The organism is Corynebacterium sp. p3-SID1194, assembly GCF_025144155.1.
In the GTDB taxonomy this organism is placed as follows: domain Bacteria; phylum Actinomycetota; class Actinomycetes; order Mycobacteriales; family Mycobacteriaceae; genus Corynebacterium.
This window is the reverse complement of record NZ_JALXWY010000013.1, coordinates 1-16,567: the sequence shown is the minus strand read 5'-3', so window position 1 is coordinate 16,567 and position 16,567 is coordinate 1. Positions and strand designations below refer to the sequence as shown.

Genomic DNA, 16,567 nt, shown 5'->3' with positions numbered 1-16,567 from the left:
CGCCAACACTTAGCCAAATGACCCCCGTGCAGTGCACGGGGGTTATTGCTTTGCGTAGACGCTGTCGTCGGCGGTAGCGAGACGCCTTCGCCTAGTATCTAAAGCTTGAAGAAGGTACTCACCAGTTTTGCCCCCACGACCTTGTCTGTCCCCGGCCCAATCTTTGCGTCCAGCTGCTTCGGGCTAGGCACGAGATGGCCCACTCCTTCAATGGACCACAGTTCGACCGTAGGTCCGTTAGCGGCCGTGCCTGGGACGCCGGAACCGAACCTCTCGACGCGGACCTCTCCTGATACTCCCGTCGTCGTCTGCTGCGGGTTGAGTCCATTCAACGCAGCGAAATGACGCGCTGAATCGATCGCGGAGCGCGCAGTGCCACGATTCGCGTTTCCGATGCCAGACGTACCGCCGTTATACGGAACGATCGGATCAGCGGTGCCTTGCACCGAGAGAACCGGAGTAGCTACCCAATCCTTTTGCTTTTCGGCTAGTTCCGGCAGGACATTGTCTTCGGCCGGCCAGGGCGAACCGAAGCAGGCTATCCCGTCTAGAATTCCCGGTCGCTCCAGCGCGAAACGTTGAACCATTTGCCCTCCGTTAGAAAAACCGCACGCGATGACACGGTCCGTGGCGTATTCGCCGGCCGATAGGTCGATCAGTCGGGACAGAAACGCCGTGTCATCGATAAGCATCTCCCGCGCCTTTTCCTGAAAGCCCACGCGGTGGTCGTTGAAATGGCGGTGTATGCCGTCGGGGTAAAAGACTACGCAGCCGCGTTCCGTGAGTGCGTCGAAGGTGTTGCCCGTGAAGTTGCGTGCGACGCTGCCGGATTGCAGCGAGCCGTGAAGAAAGAGAACGAGGGGCGCCCCAGGTGTGACCGTGTCGGGCAGCACCTCCGTGAAACGGCGTTGAATATTGTCGATCTCAGTCGTACGGCGGTTCACTATCACGCTGTATAGAGTAGCTACATGGCACGGAACCGGGGCACGCTTGCATCTATCGCAGCAGAGGTAGGAGTGTCCCGCACCACCGTTTCCAATGCGTACAACCATCCCGACCAACTCTCACCCGAACTGCGTGAGAGGATTCTCGCCGCCGCGGCAGCACGGGGTTACACCGGCCCTGACCCGACTGCCCGGAGCCTGCGCACACGCCAGGTCGGTGCTATCGGCGTGATCCTCACCGAGAACCTCGCCTACGCCTTCGAAGACCAAGCCTCCATCGACTTTCTTGCCGGGCTGAGCGAGAGCTCCGCCGGCACCAGGAACGCCTTGACCCTCATTCCGCTCGGCCCGAATCAAGGGACAGAAGTCAGCCCTCTTGTCGCCAACGCTCTCGTCGACGGGTTCGTCGTCTACTCCGTCCCGGAAGCCGAGCCCCACCTCGATGCCGTTCGTGCCCGCGGCGTTCCCACCGTGGTCTGCGATCAGCCGTACCCCGATGCTCCCGTGGACCCGGTCGATCATGCGTCTGTCACTCGAGGCACCGGTGCCGGGACCCGCACGGCGTATGTCGGGGTCGACGACGCCAAAGCGATCACTCCCGCGGCCCGCGCGTTAGTTGCCGCTGGGCACATCAGAATTGGGATCATCGGGAAACGCTTATTCCGCGATTCTCGCCGTGAAGGCGCCGTCACGCGTGAGGCTGTCGCCACAGCCGAGATGCATGTTCAACGGGAGCGCATCTTGGGTGCACTCGCCGTATTCGACTCAGCGGGGATCACCGATGTACCCATAGTTACCCGGCATTTCAACGACCATGACACAGCAGTCGACGCCGCGCGGGAGCTGCTCACAGAACATTCTGATCTCACCGCGGTACTGTGCACCACCGACTCCATGGCGTTGGGCGTGCTCGACTACTGCGCCGGGGTCGGCCTCTCCGTTCCCGGGGATGTGTCCGTCACCGGCTTCGACGGTATCGAGCAAGCGCTGTCGCACGGACTGACTACCGTGGTGCAACCCAATCAACGCAAGGGTGAGACAGTCGGGCACGTGCTCACCGAGCTGATTGAGGCCGCGGCCACCGAGCCCTCGGACGCGGAGTGCGAGCCGCTGCGGATCGTTTTACCGACGGAATTCAGCCCTGGGCAGACTGTCGCGCCTCCGCGAGAGCGGTGAGGAAGTCCGCCACCTCGGCCACAGAGCCGAGCCCATAGTCCGCCGCGGTGGCCGAGGCACCAGTGCCACCCGTGGTGGAGTGTTGCACCTTGATCCCGACATCGCTGGGTGTGCTCACACTGGGATGAGGCTTTGCGGTGTCCAGGACTGCCAGCGCAGTTTCGTCCGTCACGTCGTCACCGGCGAAGAGGGTGGCAGTGTAGCGGGTCTTTTCGGCGGCGAGCCAGGAGCCCTTCGTTATGTCCACGGCGGAGAATTCCAGGATGTTGTGGCCCGGTGTAACGGGACGGCCGTTCGTGGGCAGGTGGAGTCCACTTTCCAAAATCGCTGCGGCCGCGTCCGGGTCAGTGGTGGCGAGCTTCATCACATGCAGGACGCGCTGGTAGGGCTTGACCTCAACGAAGGCGCCAGGGTGGTCCTGGGTGAGCTGCTCCAGTTCACGCTGGATCCCGTCCAGGTACTCCCGGTCCTCGGCGGTGAGCTCTGGGCCGCCGGTGGTGGGCTCCGCACCATGCGAGCCGACCAGCGTGACCGGCGGGCCGAGCGGGCAGACGCGGCGCAGGCCGTCCAGGTGGCGGCCGGAGAGGATAGCCACATCAGTGCCGGGAAGTGCTGCGAGGTTCTCCAGCGCAGCGATGGCCTGCGGATCAGGGGTGACGGCGTACGCGTCGGGGCGAAGCTCGCAGATGGTGCCGTCGAAATCCATGCAGATGAGCAGCGTTTCGGCGTGGGCGAGGTACGCGAGTGCGTCGTGCGGGTCGGGGAGCGTCATTGCGCGACCAACTTGATGGTGGGGCGGTCGAGGGCGTCGCTGCGGAGCTTGAGCGTGATCACGTCGTCGGCGAGGTGCGTGACGTCGAATTCGGCACCTTCGGTGAGCAGCCCGGTGAGTTGGTCGTGGACGCGGCGGGAGCCGCCCATGCAGTCTTCGCGGACATCGCCGACGCGCACCCCCTTGAGACGAAGCGTGTCATCGCGGATCTCCGCGCCGGCTTGCAGCGGGGCGCACGCGGTGCGCGCGGTGAGCGATTCGGCGCCGAAGACGACGAGTGCGCGTCCGGCGGCGTCAGCTGGCACCGCGCCGGGGACGTCAGGGTCGGTGTAGACGGCGGTGACTTCCCACGTGCGGCCGCCCAAGACATGGTCGGGTTCGGCTGAGCATCCGGCGAGCAGCAGGCACGCGGCAATGGCGAGTGCGCGTTTCATCGTTTGACCTCCCGCAGCGCGTCGAGAAAGGAATCAGCCCAGCGCGTGACGTCGTGTTCCATGACGTGCGCGTGCATAGCCAGCATCGCATCGCGGGCTTCAAGGCTATTTTGCTTATCGACGGCTCCCACGATCGCCCCTTTCACCGCCTCCACGTCGAAGGGGTTGCACAGGTGCGCGCGGTCGAGTTCTTCGGCAACGCCGGCGAATTCGGACAAGACGAGTGCGCCACTGCCGTCGGGGTGGCAGGCGACATATTCTTTGGCCACGAGATTCATGCCGTCCTTGAACGGCGTGACCAGCATGATGTCGGCGGCGGAATAATAGTCCCGCAGTTTCGACTTGGGGACCGAGTGGTGCTCGTAGTGCACGACAGGGTTGCCGAGTGAACCGTAGCGGCCGTTGATGCGCCCGACAGCTTCCTCCACTCCCGCGCGGGTCTTCTTGTAACTGGCGATGCGCTCTCGCGACGGCGTCGCCACCTGGATCATGGCGACGGAGTCGAGTCGGCCCTCCTCGAGCAGTTCCTCGATCGCGGTGAGACGCTGCAGGATGCCTTTGGTGTAGTCGAGGCGGTCCACACCCAGCATCAGGGTGCGGGGGTTAGCGACAGAGCCACGGACCTTGTCGATCGCCGCGTCGTCAGAGCGCCCGAACTCGGAGGTGTCGATGGAGATGGGGAAGGTGCCGGTGCGGGGCGTCGATAAGCTGCTTGTGGTGGCGATGTCCCGGAAGTTCTGCTCATCGCGTGCGCGCTGGAACCCGATGAGATCGGCGCCTTCGAGTCCGCGGAGCACCTCGTCGCGCCACGGCAACTGACGGAAGAGATCCGAGCCGGGGAACGGAATGTGAAGGAAAAAGCCGATGGTCACATCGGGACGCAGCTTATGCAACAGCCCTGGGACGAGCTGTAGCTGGTAGTCCTGCACCCACACCGTCGCGCCAACCGCAGCGACTTTCGCCGCCTCGCGCGCGAATTTCTCGTTCACCGAGCGGTACCGCTGCCACCAGTGTCGATGATATGCCGGCGTGACAATCAAGTCGTGGTACAGCGGCCACAAAGTGGAGTTGGAGAAGCCTTCGTAGAAGAGGTGAAAATCATCGTCGTCAAGCTGAACTGGGTGGAGCGTGATGCCGTCGTTGTCGAACGGCTCGAAGCTCGCGTTCGGTGCCCCGGGCCAGCCCACCCAGCAGCCCTGGTTCGCCTTGAGTACGGGCGCGAGTGCCGCGACGAGTCCGCCCGGCGATGCCACCCACCGCCCGTCGACGTGATCGACTGGGAGGCGGTTCGCGACGACGACGAACTGGTTATCCCTCATCGCTGGCAGTCTTCTTGGCAGCCTTCTTCGTCGTCTTCTTGGTGGTCTTCTTCGCAGCCTTCTTGGCAGTCTTCTTTGTCGACTTCTTCTTCGCAGCCTTCTTGGCGGTCTTCTTCGTCGACTTCTTCTTCGACGCCTTCTTGGTGGACTTCTTCTTCGTGGCCTTCTTCGTCGTCTTCTTGGCTGTGGAGCCTTCCTCCTCAGCCTCCGCGATCTCCGCCTCGAAGTCCTCAGCGAAGCGCTTGTACACCAAGCCCTGCGGCTCGATGCCGAGCATGCACATGAGCGTCACACCGTCGACAAGATCGTCCGCGTACGTGGCCACGATGCGGCGTGCGCCAGAAGCCGTCTGCTCCTCGACCGTGTGGACGGCTGCATCCGGGTTGGGGCGGCTGTCGGTGATCTTTGGGGGCACGAAAAACCTCCTGGGGTCTTGCCGGGCGGTGAACAGATTTGACCCGTTTATTCTACGCCATCGCCGCCTGTGCTGGGTGGGGTGGCCGGGTTCTGCTTCGGGTGCTTCTTCGCCAGGGGATTTTTGATCGGCATGTGCATCTTGGGCACCGGCTTCTTCGGATGCTTCTTGGCGGGCTTTTGCGGGGCCTGCTTTTTAGCCAGTTCTTTCTTTGCCTGGTTGCGGGCGATCTGCTCGGCACGGCGACGCATTGCGGCTTGCTCCGCGCGGCGGATCTGCTGGAAGGTGATGCGGCCCGCGGCGCGGAAGGCATTGTAGGGGTTGAACATCTGCGGGCGGCGGATGCGGCGGGCGATCCACTCGCCGAGGACCACTCCGCCAGCGAGCGCCATACACGTGCTCACGGCGATGAAGATATTGTTCAGGCCCAGCACGGTCTGGTCGTTGAGCAGGGCGTACATGCCGCGGTACACGCCGGAACCCGGCAGGAAGGGAGTGACACCGGCGACTTCCACGATCAAAGGGGCGATCAAGTAGCGGCGGGCAATCAAACCACCGGCGAGACCGACCATGATCGCGCACAGCGCGGTGGCGAACAGGCGGCCGGAGCCGAAGGGAATCAGAACCGCGTAGTAAGTAAAACCGCCGAAGAAGGCGGTCGCGGCCGTCGCGATGATGGCGGGGACCTCTGCATACACCGCCAGAGCGAAACCGGCTGCGGCGAACACGCCGCCGAGGCTGCGCACGATGGCGGAGCCGTACGTCGGGGTCGGCGGCTGCGTCTCAATCGGGGGAAGTCCAGCACCGAATAAGTCGGCGATCTGGATGCCGCCGGCCACGCCGGCGATGATCGCGCCGGTGAACAACACCGCCTGGAAGAAGCGGCCGCTGGCGGTGACGGGGGAGCCGGTCACACCGTCCTGAAGCGACTGGACCAGCGTCAAACCGGCCAGCAGGACGATAATGCCGGTGGCGATGACCTGGCTGGGCACGATCGTGGTGCCAGCGCGGGATGCCAACGAATAGAACACCGCAGCCGGAACCGTGGCCATGAAGCCGCCGACGACGCAGTGGTAAAAATACGGCAGCTCGTTTTTGCCCATCCACGCGTTGATCACGGTGATCAACGATGCGGTCACGGCGCCTAGAACCGACATGAGCAAGTCGCCGCCGAGCAGAATCGCGATGGAGGCACCCATGATCGCCCAACCGGCAATGGACACCCACTTCGGGTACGGCGGGGCAGCAGCATCGAGCTCGTCGAGAATCTTCTCCGCGATTTCCGGCGGCGTCGCACCCGCACGGATGGAGCGGATCAGGCGGTCGACCTCCTGGAGCTTGGAGAAATTTTCCGACATGTCCGTGACCACACGGAACACGTTCACCGGCTGCTTGCGTACGGTGCCGATCACGGAATTGATCGTGATCGTGTTCATCGTGATGTCCACATGGCAGTAGTGCAGACCGTACGAGGACGTGACGGCGTGAATCTGCGCCTTCGCATCCGAACTGGTCGTGCCATTGGCGATGAGGATCTCGCCGACGCGCGCGCCGATCGTCATCACAGCCGCGACCTGGGTGGGGTCTGTCAGATCGACAGGCGCCAGGACTGAAGGCGGCGGAGACGTGCGCGCCTGGTCGATGGTCGCGACCGGGTTATCGGTGCGCATCGACTCACGCATACTCTTGAACAGCGGTGCCACACCGTCACACTATCCGCCCGTGCTGTGTGGCGCGAGGAAAGGCCCCTTTTGTGGACAGGGCAGATCTGCTTGTAGAATCTCGCGCAGTGCTGGAGTGGCGCAATCGGTAGCGCAACGGTCTTGTAAACCGTAGGTTGCGAGTTCAAGTCTCGTCTCCAGCTCAAAGGGAACCTCGGCCAGGCTCGTTGTCTGGCTGGGGTTTTCACGTTCGCGGACGAGGGGAGCGGCGGCGCTAGATAATGTCGGAGGAACTCCCCCGGCAAGCCGAAACAGAGGTACAGTGGGCATTCAGGAAACGTTCAGTCTCCGCTTGTTAAATAGGTCATTCACGCGTGGTGTGCTTTTGGGAAGCGTGCCACCACATTCAACGAAGAAAGAGACTGCCATGGCTGATACGCCTACTCCGCAAAACGTCAAGGTGCTCGTTGTCGATGATGAGCCGAATATTGTCGAGCTGCTCACGGTGTCTTTGAAGTTCCAGGGTTTCGATGTTGAAGCTGCGGAGTCCGGCCAGGAGGCGCTGAAGATGGCGCGCGAGCTGAAGCCGGACGCCTACATCCTCGATGTGATGATGCCGGGGATGGACGGTTTCGAGCTGTTGGGCAAGCTGCGCAGCGAAGGCCTCGACGCACCGGTGCTGTTCCTCACGGCGAAGGACGGGGTGGAAGACCGGATCCACGGCCTGACCATCGGCGCGGACGATTATGTGACGAAGCCGTTCTCGCTCGAGGAAGTCATTACGCGTCTGCGCGTCATTTTGCGCCGCGGCAATGTCGCTGAGGGGGAGACGGAAGATGCGACGATCCGTTACGCAGATTTGACGCTTAACGACGAAACGCATGAGGTCACCAAGGACGGCCAGATCGTCGAGCTGTCGCCGACGGAGTTCAATCTCCTCCGGTACCTGATGCTGAACGCCGAGGTGGTGCTGTCCAAGGCGAAGATTTTGGACAACGTGTGGCACTACGATTTCGGCGGGGACGGCAACGTCGTGGAGTCCTACATCTCGTACCTGCGCCGCAAGGTGGACACGGGTGATACGCCGCTGATTCACACCGTCCGCGGCGTGGGCTACGTTCTTCGTACTCCGCGCCAGTAATGGCGTCGCCGAGATTGGAGCCAGCCCCGGCGAAGCTCAGCCGCTTGGTCAGGAACCGTGTGCCCACGTTGCGTGTGCGCACACGGTTGTTGATCATTCTCATGGTGATCTCGGGGCTGGGACTGACGGGTATGTCGGTCGCGGTATGGGGGCTCACCCGGGACCAGACGTACGAGCGGGTGGACAAGGACCTCCGCAGAGGCTTGACGACGTGGGCTCTAAGCCCCGAGATCCGCAATTCCTCCCCGGACACGTATTTGCCCAGTCAGTTCATTCTCATGACGGCTGTGCCGGGGCATCCTCCGCGCATCGACAATATCGGCGGGTGCTATCCGCGGCTGTCTGAGCTGGTTTTCGACCGCCGCCCCCGGACCGTCGGTGCGGAGTGCATCATCGACCAGAAGGAAGGCCTGAAATTCCGGGTCATTGCTATTCAGGCTCCTGATGGAACATCGACTGTGGTGGCCAAGTCGCTCGAGCAGGAGAACGGGATGCTGGAGTCGCTGGCGGCGGTGTTGGCGTCGATAAGCCTGCTTGTTTCGGCGATGATGGGCGTTGCCGGAACCTTCTTTGTGCGCCGTGCGTTGCTGCCGCTGAAGGATCTGGAGTACACCGCGTTGGCGATCGCCGACGGAAATATTGATTCTCGTGCCCCCGCGTGGCCGCGCGATACCGAATTCGGACGCCTGTCGTACGCGATGAACACGATGGTCAGCCAGCTGCAAGAGACGCTTGATGAATCCCGCGCGAAAGAGGAGCAGATGCGCCGTTTCGTCGGCGACGCGTCCCATGAGCTGCGCACGCCGCTGACCAGTGTCCGCGGCTACACCGAGCTGTACCGCGCCGGCGTGACCGATGACGCTGACATGGTCTTGAGCAAGATCGACGAAGAATCCGCGCGCATGAAACTCCTCGTCGAAGATCTGCTGGCGCTCACTCGCGCCGAAGGATCCCGCCTCGAGATGCGTACCGTCGATGTTCTCGAACTCGTGCTGTCCGTGAGTAGCTCCGCGCACGCCGCATTCCCCGGGCGGACCCTTGAAGTCGAGAACGCCGCCGCCGATATTCCGGTGGTCTCCGGCGATCCCGACCGCCTCCACCAGGTGCTGATCAACCTGGTCACCAACGCTTTCAAGCATGCCGGTGAGGACGCTGCCGTGCAGATCACCATCCGCGAATACCTCGACAACGTCTACATCGATGTCACCGACAACGGCTGCGGCTTGGCCCCCGAGGATGCCGACCACATCTTCGAGCGCTTCTACCGCGCCGACTCCTCGCGCAATCGCTCGAAGAGTTCCGGCGGCTCTGGGCTGGGACTTGCGATCACAAAATCCATCGTCGAGCAGCACGGCGGCGCGATCACGGTGCGATCCGTGCTTGGCGAGGGCTCCAAGTTCACCGTCAGCCTCCCGCGCATGGAGAGCGCCGCCGGGAACAGTAGTGCTGAGGAGCCGTCGAACGAGGCCTAGCTGCGGCAGCCGTCTTCGCCGGTGCCGAGCTCGGCGCGGAGTTTCTCGGCGGCGGCGTCCATCTCTGCCGGGTCGGTGTCGTCGACACGCATGATGTTCTGCAGGCTGTAGCCCGACATGTCGTTGGCGGGGAAGACGTGAATGTGCGCGTGTGGGACCTCGAAACCTGCGATGAGGTAGCCGGCGCGCTGCGAACCGAATGCCTTGATCACGGCATTGCCGATCTCCTGCGCGACCTCGTTGGCGTGCAGCCAGATCTCCGGCTCGAGGTCCGTCCACTTGTCCACCTCGGCGACCGGAACGACCAGAGTGTGGCCGTACGCGATCGGCTCGATGGTCAAAAACGCGGCGACGGTCTCGTCGCGGTAGATGAAGCGGCCGGGGATCTCCCCGTTGATGATCTTGGTGAAGACTGTGCTCATGCCCGCCAAGGGTAGCGATACTATGGGCCGCATGCGCATCCTTGTGATCGGTTCGGGCGGCCGCGAACACGCCCTAGTCCATGCACTGAACGGCAATGCTGGTGCGGCTGGCGCTGGCGCGGGTGAGCACGAGCTGCACGTCGCGCCGGGCAACGCCGGTATCGCGGGTCTGGCTACGCAGCACGCGCTGGACGTGACCGACGGGGCAGCCACGGTGGCGCTGGCTCGTGAAATCGGGGCGGATCTCGTGGTCATCGGGCCGGAGCAGCCGCTCGTTGCAGGTGTCGCGGACGCGCTGCGTGAGGCCGGCATCGCCGTGTTCGGCCCGTCGAAGGCGGCGGCTGCGCTGGAGGGCTCCAAAGCGTTCGCGAAGGACGTCATGGCTGCGGCTGGCGTGCGCACCGCCGATGCCCGCCAGGTGACGGACGCCGCGGATATCTCTGCCGCCCTCGACGCTTTCGGCCCCACGTACGTGGTCAAAGACGACGGTCTGGCCGGCGGCAAGGGCGTTGTGGTCACCCCGGACCGCGCCGCCGCGCGTGAGCACGCGGAGGCGGTACTGGCGGCCGGCAACCCCGTGCTTTTCGAGTCCTTCCTGGAAGGCCCCGAAGTCTCCCTGTTCTGCCTCGTCGACGGCGAGACCGTCGTGCCCCTGCTGCCCGCGCAGGACCACAAGCGCGCCTACGACAACGACGAAGGCCCCAACACCGGTGGCATGGGCGCCTACACGCCGCTGCCGTGGTTGCCGGAAAATGGTGTGCAGCGCATTGTCGACGAGGTCGTCGCGCCCGTCGCCGCCGAGATGGTCCGTCGCGGTACCCCGTATTCCGGTCTGCTGTACGCCGGTCTGGCGTGGGGTGCTAAGGGCCCGGCCGTCGTCGAGTTCAATGCCCGCTTCGGCGACCCGGAGACGCAGGCTGTTCTCGCGCTGCTCAACACCCCGCTCGCCGAAGTCCTCTACGCCACCGCCACCGGCACGCTCCACGAGATCGAGCCGCTGGACTGGCAGGACGGTTATGCGGTCACTGTCGTTCTCGCGGCAGACGGCTACCCGGCCAGCCCGCGCAAGGGCGACGCGATCACCGCAGAAGGCGAGCTTCTCGACGACCCCGCCCACGTCCTCCACGCCGGCACCTCCACCAGCAGCGACAACGGCACCGGCTACGTGTCCGCCGGCGGCCGCGTCCTCAACGTCATCGGTACTGGCGCGACTCTGGAAGAGGCGGTGACCTCGGCCTACGAGACCATCGGGAAGATCGAACTGGACGGTTCCTTTTACCGCCGCGATATCGCTCGCCCGGCGATCGACGGCCAGATCTCGGTAGGCGGCTAGCTCCTCATCCGGGCCGCGGTCTCAGGCCGACGGCACGTGCACCCGGACAAGGGCAGCGAGGGGTCTGGATTTAGACGACAAATTCACCGCGGCAACAAAAATTGACCTTGGGTTTTGTCGGGGAGAGCGGCGCGAAGTCGATCGAGATCCAGCAGCCCCCGGAAGCCCCAGCCCCGTCCCCGGGACGACGTGCGATAATGGGGCGCGTGACTGACACGAAACCCCGTAATGCGAATGTCCTGTCCAACCGCTACGCGTCTGCCGAGATGGCCACGCTGTGGAGCGCGGAGCACAAGATCATCCTGGAGCGCCAGCTGTGGATCGCGGTGATGCGGGCGCAGCGTGATTTGGGAATCGATATCCCGGAGGAGGCGATCGCGGCTTACGAGCAGGTCGTGGACCAGGTGGATCTTGACTCCATCGCCGAGCGTGAGCGGGTCACCCGCCACGACGTGAAGGCGCGCATTGAGGAATTCAACGCGCTGGCGGGCCACGAGCACATCCATAAGGGGATGACCAGCCGCGACCTGACCGAGAATGTCGAGCAGCTGCAGATCTACCGCTCGCTGGAGCTGGTGCGCGGGCGCGCGGTGGCGGTGCTCAACGCCATCGGCAACCGGGCAGGCGAATACCGCTCACTGGTCATGGCGGGCCGTTCGCACAACGTGGCGGCGCAGGCGACGACGCTGGGCAAGCGCTTCGCGTCGGCCGCCGACGAGATGCTGGTGGCCCTCGACCGCATCGAGGACTTGCTGGGCCGCTACCCGCTGCGCGGCATCAAGGGCCCGATGGGCACGGCGCAGGACATGCTCGACCTGGTCGGCGGGGATGAGGCGAAGCTCAATCAGCTGGAGCAGGCCATCGCGAAGCACTTGGGCTTTGAGCGCATCTTCGATTCGGTGGGGCAGATCTACCCGCGCTCGCTGGACTTCGACGCGGTGTCCGCCCTGGTGCAACTGGGAGCGGGCCCGTCTTCCTTGGCCACCACGATCCGCCTGATGGCCGGCAACGAGACCGTGACGGAGGGCTTCAAGGAAGGCCAAGTCGGCTCGTCCGCGATGCCGCACAAGATGAACGCCCGCTCCTGCGAGCGCGTGGGCGGCTTCCAGGTGATCCTGCGCGGCTACCTGACCATGGTGGGCGACCTGGCTGGACAGCAGTGGAATGAGGGCGACGTGTTCTGCTCCGTGGTGCGTCGTGTCGCGCTGCCGGATGCGTTCTTCGCTATCGACGGCATGATGGAGACATTCCTCACGGTGCTCGCGGAATTCGGTGCGTTCCCGGCGATGATCACGCGCGAACTTGACCGCTACCTGCCGTTCTTGGCCACCACGCGCATCCTCATGGCGAGCGTGCGCGCAGGCGTGGGCCGCGAAACGGCGCACGAGGTGATCAAGGAGCACGCCGTGGCGATGGCCTTGGATATGCGCGAAAACGGTGCAGAGCAGAACCTGGTGGAGCGTCTCGCCGGCGATGACCGTCTGCCGCTCGACCAGGAGCAGCTACAAGCGGCACTCGAGGACCGCCACGCATTCATCGGCGCGGCGGAGTCGCAGGTGGACAATGTTCTGGACCGCATTCAGACCTGGGCGAATAAGTATCCGGAGGCTGCTGGCTACACTCCAGGAGAGATCCTGTAGCCGGGCGCGTAACATCGCACGCATGCGTCCAGAGCTTTCTGACTACAACCATCTTTCCGCCGGCAAGGTCCGCGAGATCTACGAGATCGACGACGACACCTTGCTGATGGTGGCCACCGACCGCATTTCCGCATTCGATTACGCACTTGAGCCGGAGATCCCGGACAAGGGCAAGATCCTCACCTACACCAGTGAGTTCTTCTTCGATCTGCTCGATGAGTTCCCGAACCACCTCGCAGGCCCGCTCGACGACGAGCGGATCCCGGAGGAGGTCCTCGGCTCCGCCTTCGTGGTGAAGAAGCTCGACATGATCCCGTTCGAGTGCGTGGCCCGCGGCTACCTGACGGGCTCGGGCAGGAAGGAATACGACAGCAACGGCGCAGTATGCGGTGTCACCCTGCCAGAAGGGCTGCGGGAAGCATCGAAGTTGCCGGAGCCGATTTTCACCCCTGCCACGAAAGCGGAGCAGGGGGAGCACGATGAGAATGTGCGGTTTGAGTACGTCGTCAAGCATGTCGGCGAGGAGCTCGCGGAGAAGATGCGCGCAACGACGCTGGAAATCTACTCGCGCGCCGCGGAATACGCGGAGTCGCGCGGGATCATCCTGGCGGATACGAAGCTCGAGTTCGGTTTGGACAAAGACGGCACGCTGGTGCTCGCGGACGAGGTGCTGACGCCGGATTCGTCGCGCTACTGGCCTGCGGATTCGTACGAGGAGGGCAAGAGCCAGCCGAGCTTCGACAAGCAGTTCGTGCGCAATTGGCTCACGGGCCCGAAGTCGGGTTGGGATCCGAAGGAGGGGACGCCGCCACCGGAGCTTCCGGGCTCTGTCGTGGAGGCCACGCGCGACCGCTACATCGAGGCGTACGAGCGTCTGTCGGGCCGTAAGTTCGCTTAAGGGCGCGGGCGCTACCATCGGTGGGCATGAATGAAACGACCACCGCACCTGTAGCAGCGAAGCACCCGATCACGCGCACGTTCCACGGCCGCGAGTTCGTGGATGATTACGAGTGGTTGCGCGATAAAGAGTCGCCGGAAACGCTCGCGTATCTCGAAGCGGAGAACGCCTACACGAAGCAGCAGACGGCGCACCTCGACGGCCTGACGGACGCGATTTACAACGAGATCAAGTCGCGTGTGAAGGAGACGGATATGTCCGTCCCGCAACGCCAGGGCGACTGGTGGTACTACGGCCGCACGGAGGAGGGCAAGAGCTACGGCATCAGCTGCCGCGTGCCCGTCGCGGACGGGTGTGATCCGTGGGTGCCGCCGACGCTGCCCGAGGATGGTTCCGGGTTGCCGGGCGAGCAGGTGATGCTCGATTTCAATGCGCTCGCTAAGGGGCACGAGTTCTTCTCGGTGGGCGCGTCGAGCGTGAGCACGTCGGGCCGCTACCTCGCGTTTTCCACGGACATCCGCGGCGACGAGCGCTTCGATCTCAAGGTCAAGGATCTCGAGACGGAGCAATTGCTTGACGACGAAATCCCCGGCGTCTTCTACGGCGCCACCTGGGCCGGTGAGGACCACATCTTCTATATCCGTGTCGACGATGCATGGCGCCCCCACCAGGTGTGGCGCCACAAGCTCGGCACCGATGCCGCTGACGACGTGCTCGTTTATGAAGAGCAGGACGAGAAATTCGGTGTCGGCGTGGCAGCGGACCGTTCCGAGCGCTACGTCCTCATCGTCTCCGCGTCGTCGCTGACCACTGAGTACCGGGTGCTGCCCATGGATGACCCGGAGGGTGAATTCGGGGTGCTCTGGCCTCGCGAGCCGGGCGTGGAGTACAACGTCGACGTTGCCGTCCTCGAGCAGGACGGGAACGAAGAAGAACGGTGGGTGGTCACGCACAACGCGCACGGCCCGAATTCCTCGGTGGGAGTCTGCGCGGCAGGCGCAGAGCTTCCGCCGCTGCGCGAGCTGACGGAGCTCATGCCGCACAGCGACGAGGTGCGCATCGAGGGCACGGATTCCTACCGCGACTTCATTTTCGCAGCTTATCGACGCAGCGGGATCGGCCGCCTCGCCATCGCCGACCTGACGGAAGGTGAGTTCGGCGACTTCCGTGAGCTGGAATTCGACGAGGAGCTCTACACCGCAGGTCTTGCCGCCAACCCGGAGTGGGATGCACCGGTGGTGCGCATCAGCTACACCTCATTCACCCAGCCGGCGCAGGTGCTCGACTACCGCGTCGCCACCGGCGAGCTCACACTGCTCAAGGAGCAGGAAGTCCGCGGCGGCTACAACCCGCAAGACTACGTCGCCGAGCGCATGTGGGCCACGGCCGATGACGGGACCAAGGTGCCGATGTCGGTGGTGAGGAGGGCAGATGTGGACGTCGATAAGCCTGCTCCTTGCTTGCTGTATGGGTACGGTTCCTACGAAGCGTCGACGGATCCTGGCTTTTCGGTGGCGCGGCTGAGCTTGCTCGACCGCGGCATGGTGTGGGTGTGTGCGCACGTGCGCGGCGGCGGCGAAATGGGGCGCCTGTGGTACGACAACGGCAAGATGCTGACGAAGAAGAACACGTTCAGCGACTTCGTGGCCTGCGCCGATACGCTTATCGACGCTGGCCTCACCACCCCAGAAATGCTCGTCGCCGAGGGCGGGTCCGCCGGTGGCCTGCTCATGGGAGCTGTGGCGAATCTCGCGCCCGAGAAATTCGCGGGCATCCAAGCGATCGTGCCTTTCGTCGACCCGCTGACCTCAATTTTGAAGCCGGAACTCCCGCTGACTGTCGGCGAATGGGAGGAATGGGGCGACCCGTATCATGACCCTGAGGTCTACGACTACATGGCCACGTACGCGCCGTACGAGAATGTCGAAGCGAAGGATTACCCGAATATTCTCGCGGTGACCAGCATCAACGACACCCGCGTGCTATATGTCGAGCCCGCGAAGTGGATCGCGAAGCTGCGCGCGACGGCGACCGGCGGGCAATTCCTGCTCAAGACCGAGATGGCGGCGGGCCACGGTGGTGTGTCCGGCCGCTACGCGAAGTGGAAGCAGACCGCGTTCGAGTACGCGTGGACTCTGGATACAGCGGGCGCGGTGGGGTAGCTCGCCGAGCGGGCGCTATGCCCTAGAAGTAAGATGTAGGCCATGTCCCGTCACTTGCTCGTCTCCGTTTCCTCGATTTTCGACGAGACACGCAAGGATGTGCAGAAGCTCGTCAGCGACCTCGAGCGCGAGTCGATTCCGGTCTCCCTGCTGGTCGCGCCGCACATCGACAAGAAGTGGCACCTGGCTAAGGACGACAAGACCCGTGGCTGGCTCAAAGACCAGATGGACGCCGGCCGCGGCCTCATCCTCAACGGATTCGACCAGCCTGTTCAGGGCCGCCGCGCAGAATTCGCCAACCTGGAAGCCCACGAGGCGAAGTTGCGTCTCAAGGGCGCGACGCGACAAATGGAGAAACTCGGCTTCGAGCTCGACACGTTCGCCCCGCCGCGCTGGCGCATGTCAGAGGGCACCTTGGAAGCGCTGCGCACATTCGACTTCCGCCTCGCAGCGTCCACCCAGGGCATCCACTTCCTGCGGACCGGTCAGATCGTCTATTCACGCAACCTCTCCGTCGGCGAGGGCTTCGGCGCCGCAGGGTGGTGGCGCCGGAATATCATCGACGCCGCTGTCCGCAGCGCCAAACGCGGCAATACCGTCCGTCTTTCCGTCTCCGGTAGGAACCTATCGAAGAAGAAAGTCCGCGATGATTTCATCGCCGCCGCCGTCGCCGCTGCGGGCGAAGGTCTTGAACCGGTGAACTACCGGGACCTCTAGCGCGTTCCGCCCACGCGGCGGCGCTGCAGCCCGCCGATCACGCGGCACACCAGGTAGATAC

15 protein-coding genes and 1 tRNA gene are annotated in these 16,567 nt (G+C 63.9%); 9 read left to right on the top strand and 7 right to left on the bottom strand.

All coding sequences use genetic code 11. The annotated features are described in order from the left end of the window. Positions 1–98: 98 nt before the first annotated feature. The gene (locus tag M3G19_RS08795; protein ID WP_259902232.1) at positions 99–950 is read right to left on the bottom strand and encodes a PHB depolymerase family esterase; all 852 of its coding nucleotides are present in this window, start codon (positions 948–950) and stop codon (positions 99–101) included. A gap of 18 nt (positions 951–968) precedes the next feature. Between M3G19_RS08795 and M3G19_RS08790 the strand changes: the two genes are divergently transcribed. Further along, positions 969–2,120 (top strand): LacI family DNA-binding transcriptional regulator, encoded by a 1,152-nt coding sequence (locus tag M3G19_RS08790; RefSeq protein WP_259902231.1) that lies wholly within the window; start codon positions 969–971, stop codon positions 2,118–2,120. On the opposite strand, the gene otsB is transcribed toward M3G19_RS08790, so the two are convergent. From otsB to M3G19_RS08765, 5 genes are read right to left on the bottom strand one after another with little or no spacing between them, the layout of a single operon-like run. After that, positions 2,080–2,892: a trehalose-phosphatase gene (gene otsB, locus M3G19_RS08785; protein ID WP_259902230.1), complete on the bottom strand. Its 813-nt coding sequence runs from the start codon at positions 2,890–2,892 to the stop codon at positions 2,080–2,082. The two genes, M3G19_RS08790 and otsB, sit on opposite strands and share 41 nt — an antisense overlap. Further along, on the bottom strand, positions 2,889–3,326 hold the full coding sequence (locus tag M3G19_RS08780) for a hypothetical protein (RefSeq protein WP_259902229.1): 438 nt from the start codon (positions 3,324–3,326) through the stop codon (positions 2,889–2,891). The genes otsB and M3G19_RS08780 overlap by 4 nt, the downstream gene beginning before the upstream one ends. Then, positions 3,323–4,645: a trehalose-6-phosphate synthase gene (locus M3G19_RS08775; RefSeq protein ID WP_259902228.1), complete on the bottom strand. Its 1,323-nt coding sequence runs from the start codon at positions 4,643–4,645 to the stop codon at positions 3,323–3,325. The genes M3G19_RS08780 and M3G19_RS08775 overlap by 4 nt, the downstream gene beginning before the upstream one ends. Then, positions 4,635–5,060 carry a histone gene (locus M3G19_RS08770; protein WP_259902227.1) on the bottom strand — a complete coding sequence of 142 codons (426 nt, stop codon included), beginning with the start codon at positions 5,058–5,060 and terminating at the stop codon, positions 4,635–4,637. The genes M3G19_RS08775 and M3G19_RS08770 overlap by 11 nt, the downstream gene beginning before the upstream one ends. A gap of 47 nt (positions 5,061–5,107) precedes the next feature. Beyond that, positions 5,108–6,730 (bottom strand): threonine/serine exporter ThrE, encoded by a 1,623-nt coding sequence (locus M3G19_RS08765; protein ID WP_246875089.1) that lies wholly within the window; start codon positions 6,728–6,730, stop codon positions 5,108–5,110. Positions 6,731–6,851: 121 nt separating this feature from the next. Here M3G19_RS08765 and M3G19_RS08760 point away from each other — a divergent pair. The 3 genes from M3G19_RS08760 (at position 6,852) to M3G19_RS08750 (ending at position 9,334) form a co-directional block, all read left to right on the top strand. Further along, a tRNA-Thr gene (locus M3G19_RS08760) sits at positions 6,852–6,924 on the top strand. 224 nt (positions 6,925–7,148) lie between these two features. Beyond that, entirely contained in the window at positions 7,149–7,862 is a 714-nt protein-coding gene (locus M3G19_RS08755; protein ID WP_259902226.1) for a response regulator transcription factor, read from the top strand. Continuing rightward, positions 7,862–9,334, top strand: a complete 1,473-nt coding sequence (locus M3G19_RS08750; RefSeq protein WP_259902225.1) for a cell wall metabolism sensor histidine kinase WalK — start codon at positions 7,862–7,864, stop codon at positions 9,332–9,334. The genes M3G19_RS08755 and M3G19_RS08750 overlap by 1 nt, the downstream gene beginning before the upstream one ends. On the opposite strand, the gene M3G19_RS08745 is transcribed toward M3G19_RS08750, so the two are convergent. Continuing rightward, positions 9,331–9,756, bottom strand: a complete 426-nt coding sequence (locus M3G19_RS08745) for an HIT family protein (protein WP_259902224.1) — start codon at positions 9,754–9,756, stop codon at positions 9,331–9,333. The two genes, M3G19_RS08750 and M3G19_RS08745, sit on opposite strands and share 4 nt — an antisense overlap. 31 nt (positions 9,757–9,787) lie before the next feature. Here M3G19_RS08745 and purD point away from each other — a divergent pair, with 31 nt between their 5' ends. The 5 genes from purD to M3G19_RS08720 all read left to right on the top strand — a co-directional run bounded on the left by purD (position 9,788) and on the right by M3G19_RS08720 (position 16,506). Continuing rightward, positions 9,788–11,089, top strand: a complete 1,302-nt coding sequence (gene purD, locus M3G19_RS08740) for a phosphoribosylamine--glycine ligase (protein WP_259902223.1) — start codon at positions 9,788–9,790, stop codon at positions 11,087–11,089. A gap of 197 nt (positions 11,090–11,286) precedes the next feature. After that, a complete protein-coding gene (gene purB / locus M3G19_RS08735) occupies positions 11,287–12,729 on the top strand; it encodes an adenylosuccinate lyase (RefSeq protein ID WP_396121773.1) in 1,443 nt (480 codons plus the stop codon). 22 nt (positions 12,730–12,751) lie between these two features. After that, positions 12,752–13,627, top strand: a complete 876-nt coding sequence (locus M3G19_RS08730; protein WP_259902221.1) for a phosphoribosylaminoimidazolesuccinocarboxamide synthase — start codon at positions 12,752–12,754, stop codon at positions 13,625–13,627. 26 nt (positions 13,628–13,653) lie between these two features. Continuing rightward, the gene (locus tag M3G19_RS08725) at positions 13,654–15,789 is read left to right on the top strand and encodes a S9 family peptidase (protein WP_259902220.1); all 2,136 of its coding nucleotides are present in this window, start codon (positions 13,654–13,656) and stop codon (positions 15,787–15,789) included. A gap of 42 nt (positions 15,790–15,831) precedes the next feature. Further along, positions 15,832–16,506, top strand: coding sequence for a DUF2334 domain-containing protein (locus M3G19_RS08720; RefSeq protein ID WP_259902219.1), 675 nt, complete (start codon positions 15,832–15,834; stop codon positions 16,504–16,506). Positions 16,507–16,567: the final 61 nt, after the last annotated feature.

Coding starts and splice junctions, on each gene's coding strand:
- M3G19_RS08755 (WP_259902226.1), top strand. CDS start 7,149: ATGGCTGATACGCCTACTCCGCAAAACGTCAAGGTGCTCGTTGTCGAT.
- purB (WP_396121773.1), top strand. CDS start 11,287: ATGGGGCGCGTGACTGACACGAAACCCCGTAATGCGAATGTCCTGTCC.
- M3G19_RS08775 (WP_259902228.1), bottom strand. CDS start 4,645: ATGAGGGATAACCAGTTCGTCGTCGTCGCGAACCGCCTCCCAGTCGAT.
- M3G19_RS08790 (WP_259902231.1), top strand. CDS start 969: ATGGCACGGAACCGGGGCACGCTTGCATCTATCGCAGCAGAGGTAGGA.
- M3G19_RS08780 (WP_259902229.1), bottom strand. CDS start 3,326: ATGAAACGCGCACTCGCCATTGCCGCGTGCCTGCTGCTCGCCGGATGC.
- M3G19_RS08765 (WP_246875089.1), bottom strand. CDS start 6,730: ATGCGCACCGATAACCCGGTCGCGACCATCGACCAGGCGCGCACGTCT.
- purD (WP_259902223.1), top strand. CDS start 9,788: ATGCGCATCCTTGTGATCGGTTCGGGCGGCCGCGAACACGCCCTAGTC.
- M3G19_RS08745 (WP_259902224.1), bottom strand. CDS start 9,756: ATGAGCACAGTCTTCACCAAGATCATCAACGGGGAGATCCCCGGCCGC.
- otsB (WP_259902230.1), bottom strand. CDS start 2,892: ATGACGCTCCCCGACCCGCACGACGCACTCGCGTACCTCGCCCACGCC.
- M3G19_RS08725 (WP_259902220.1), top strand. CDS start 13,654: ATGAATGAAACGACCACCGCACCTGTAGCAGCGAAGCACCCGATCACG.
- M3G19_RS08720 (WP_259902219.1), top strand. CDS start 15,832: ATGTCCCGTCACTTGCTCGTCTCCGTTTCCTCGATTTTCGACGAGACA.
- M3G19_RS08730 (WP_259902221.1), top strand. CDS start 12,752: ATGCGTCCAGAGCTTTCTGACTACAACCATCTTTCCGCCGGCAAGGTC.
- M3G19_RS08750 (WP_259902225.1), top strand. CDS start 7,862: ATGGCGTCGCCGAGATTGGAGCCAGCCCCGGCGAAGCTCAGCCGCTTG.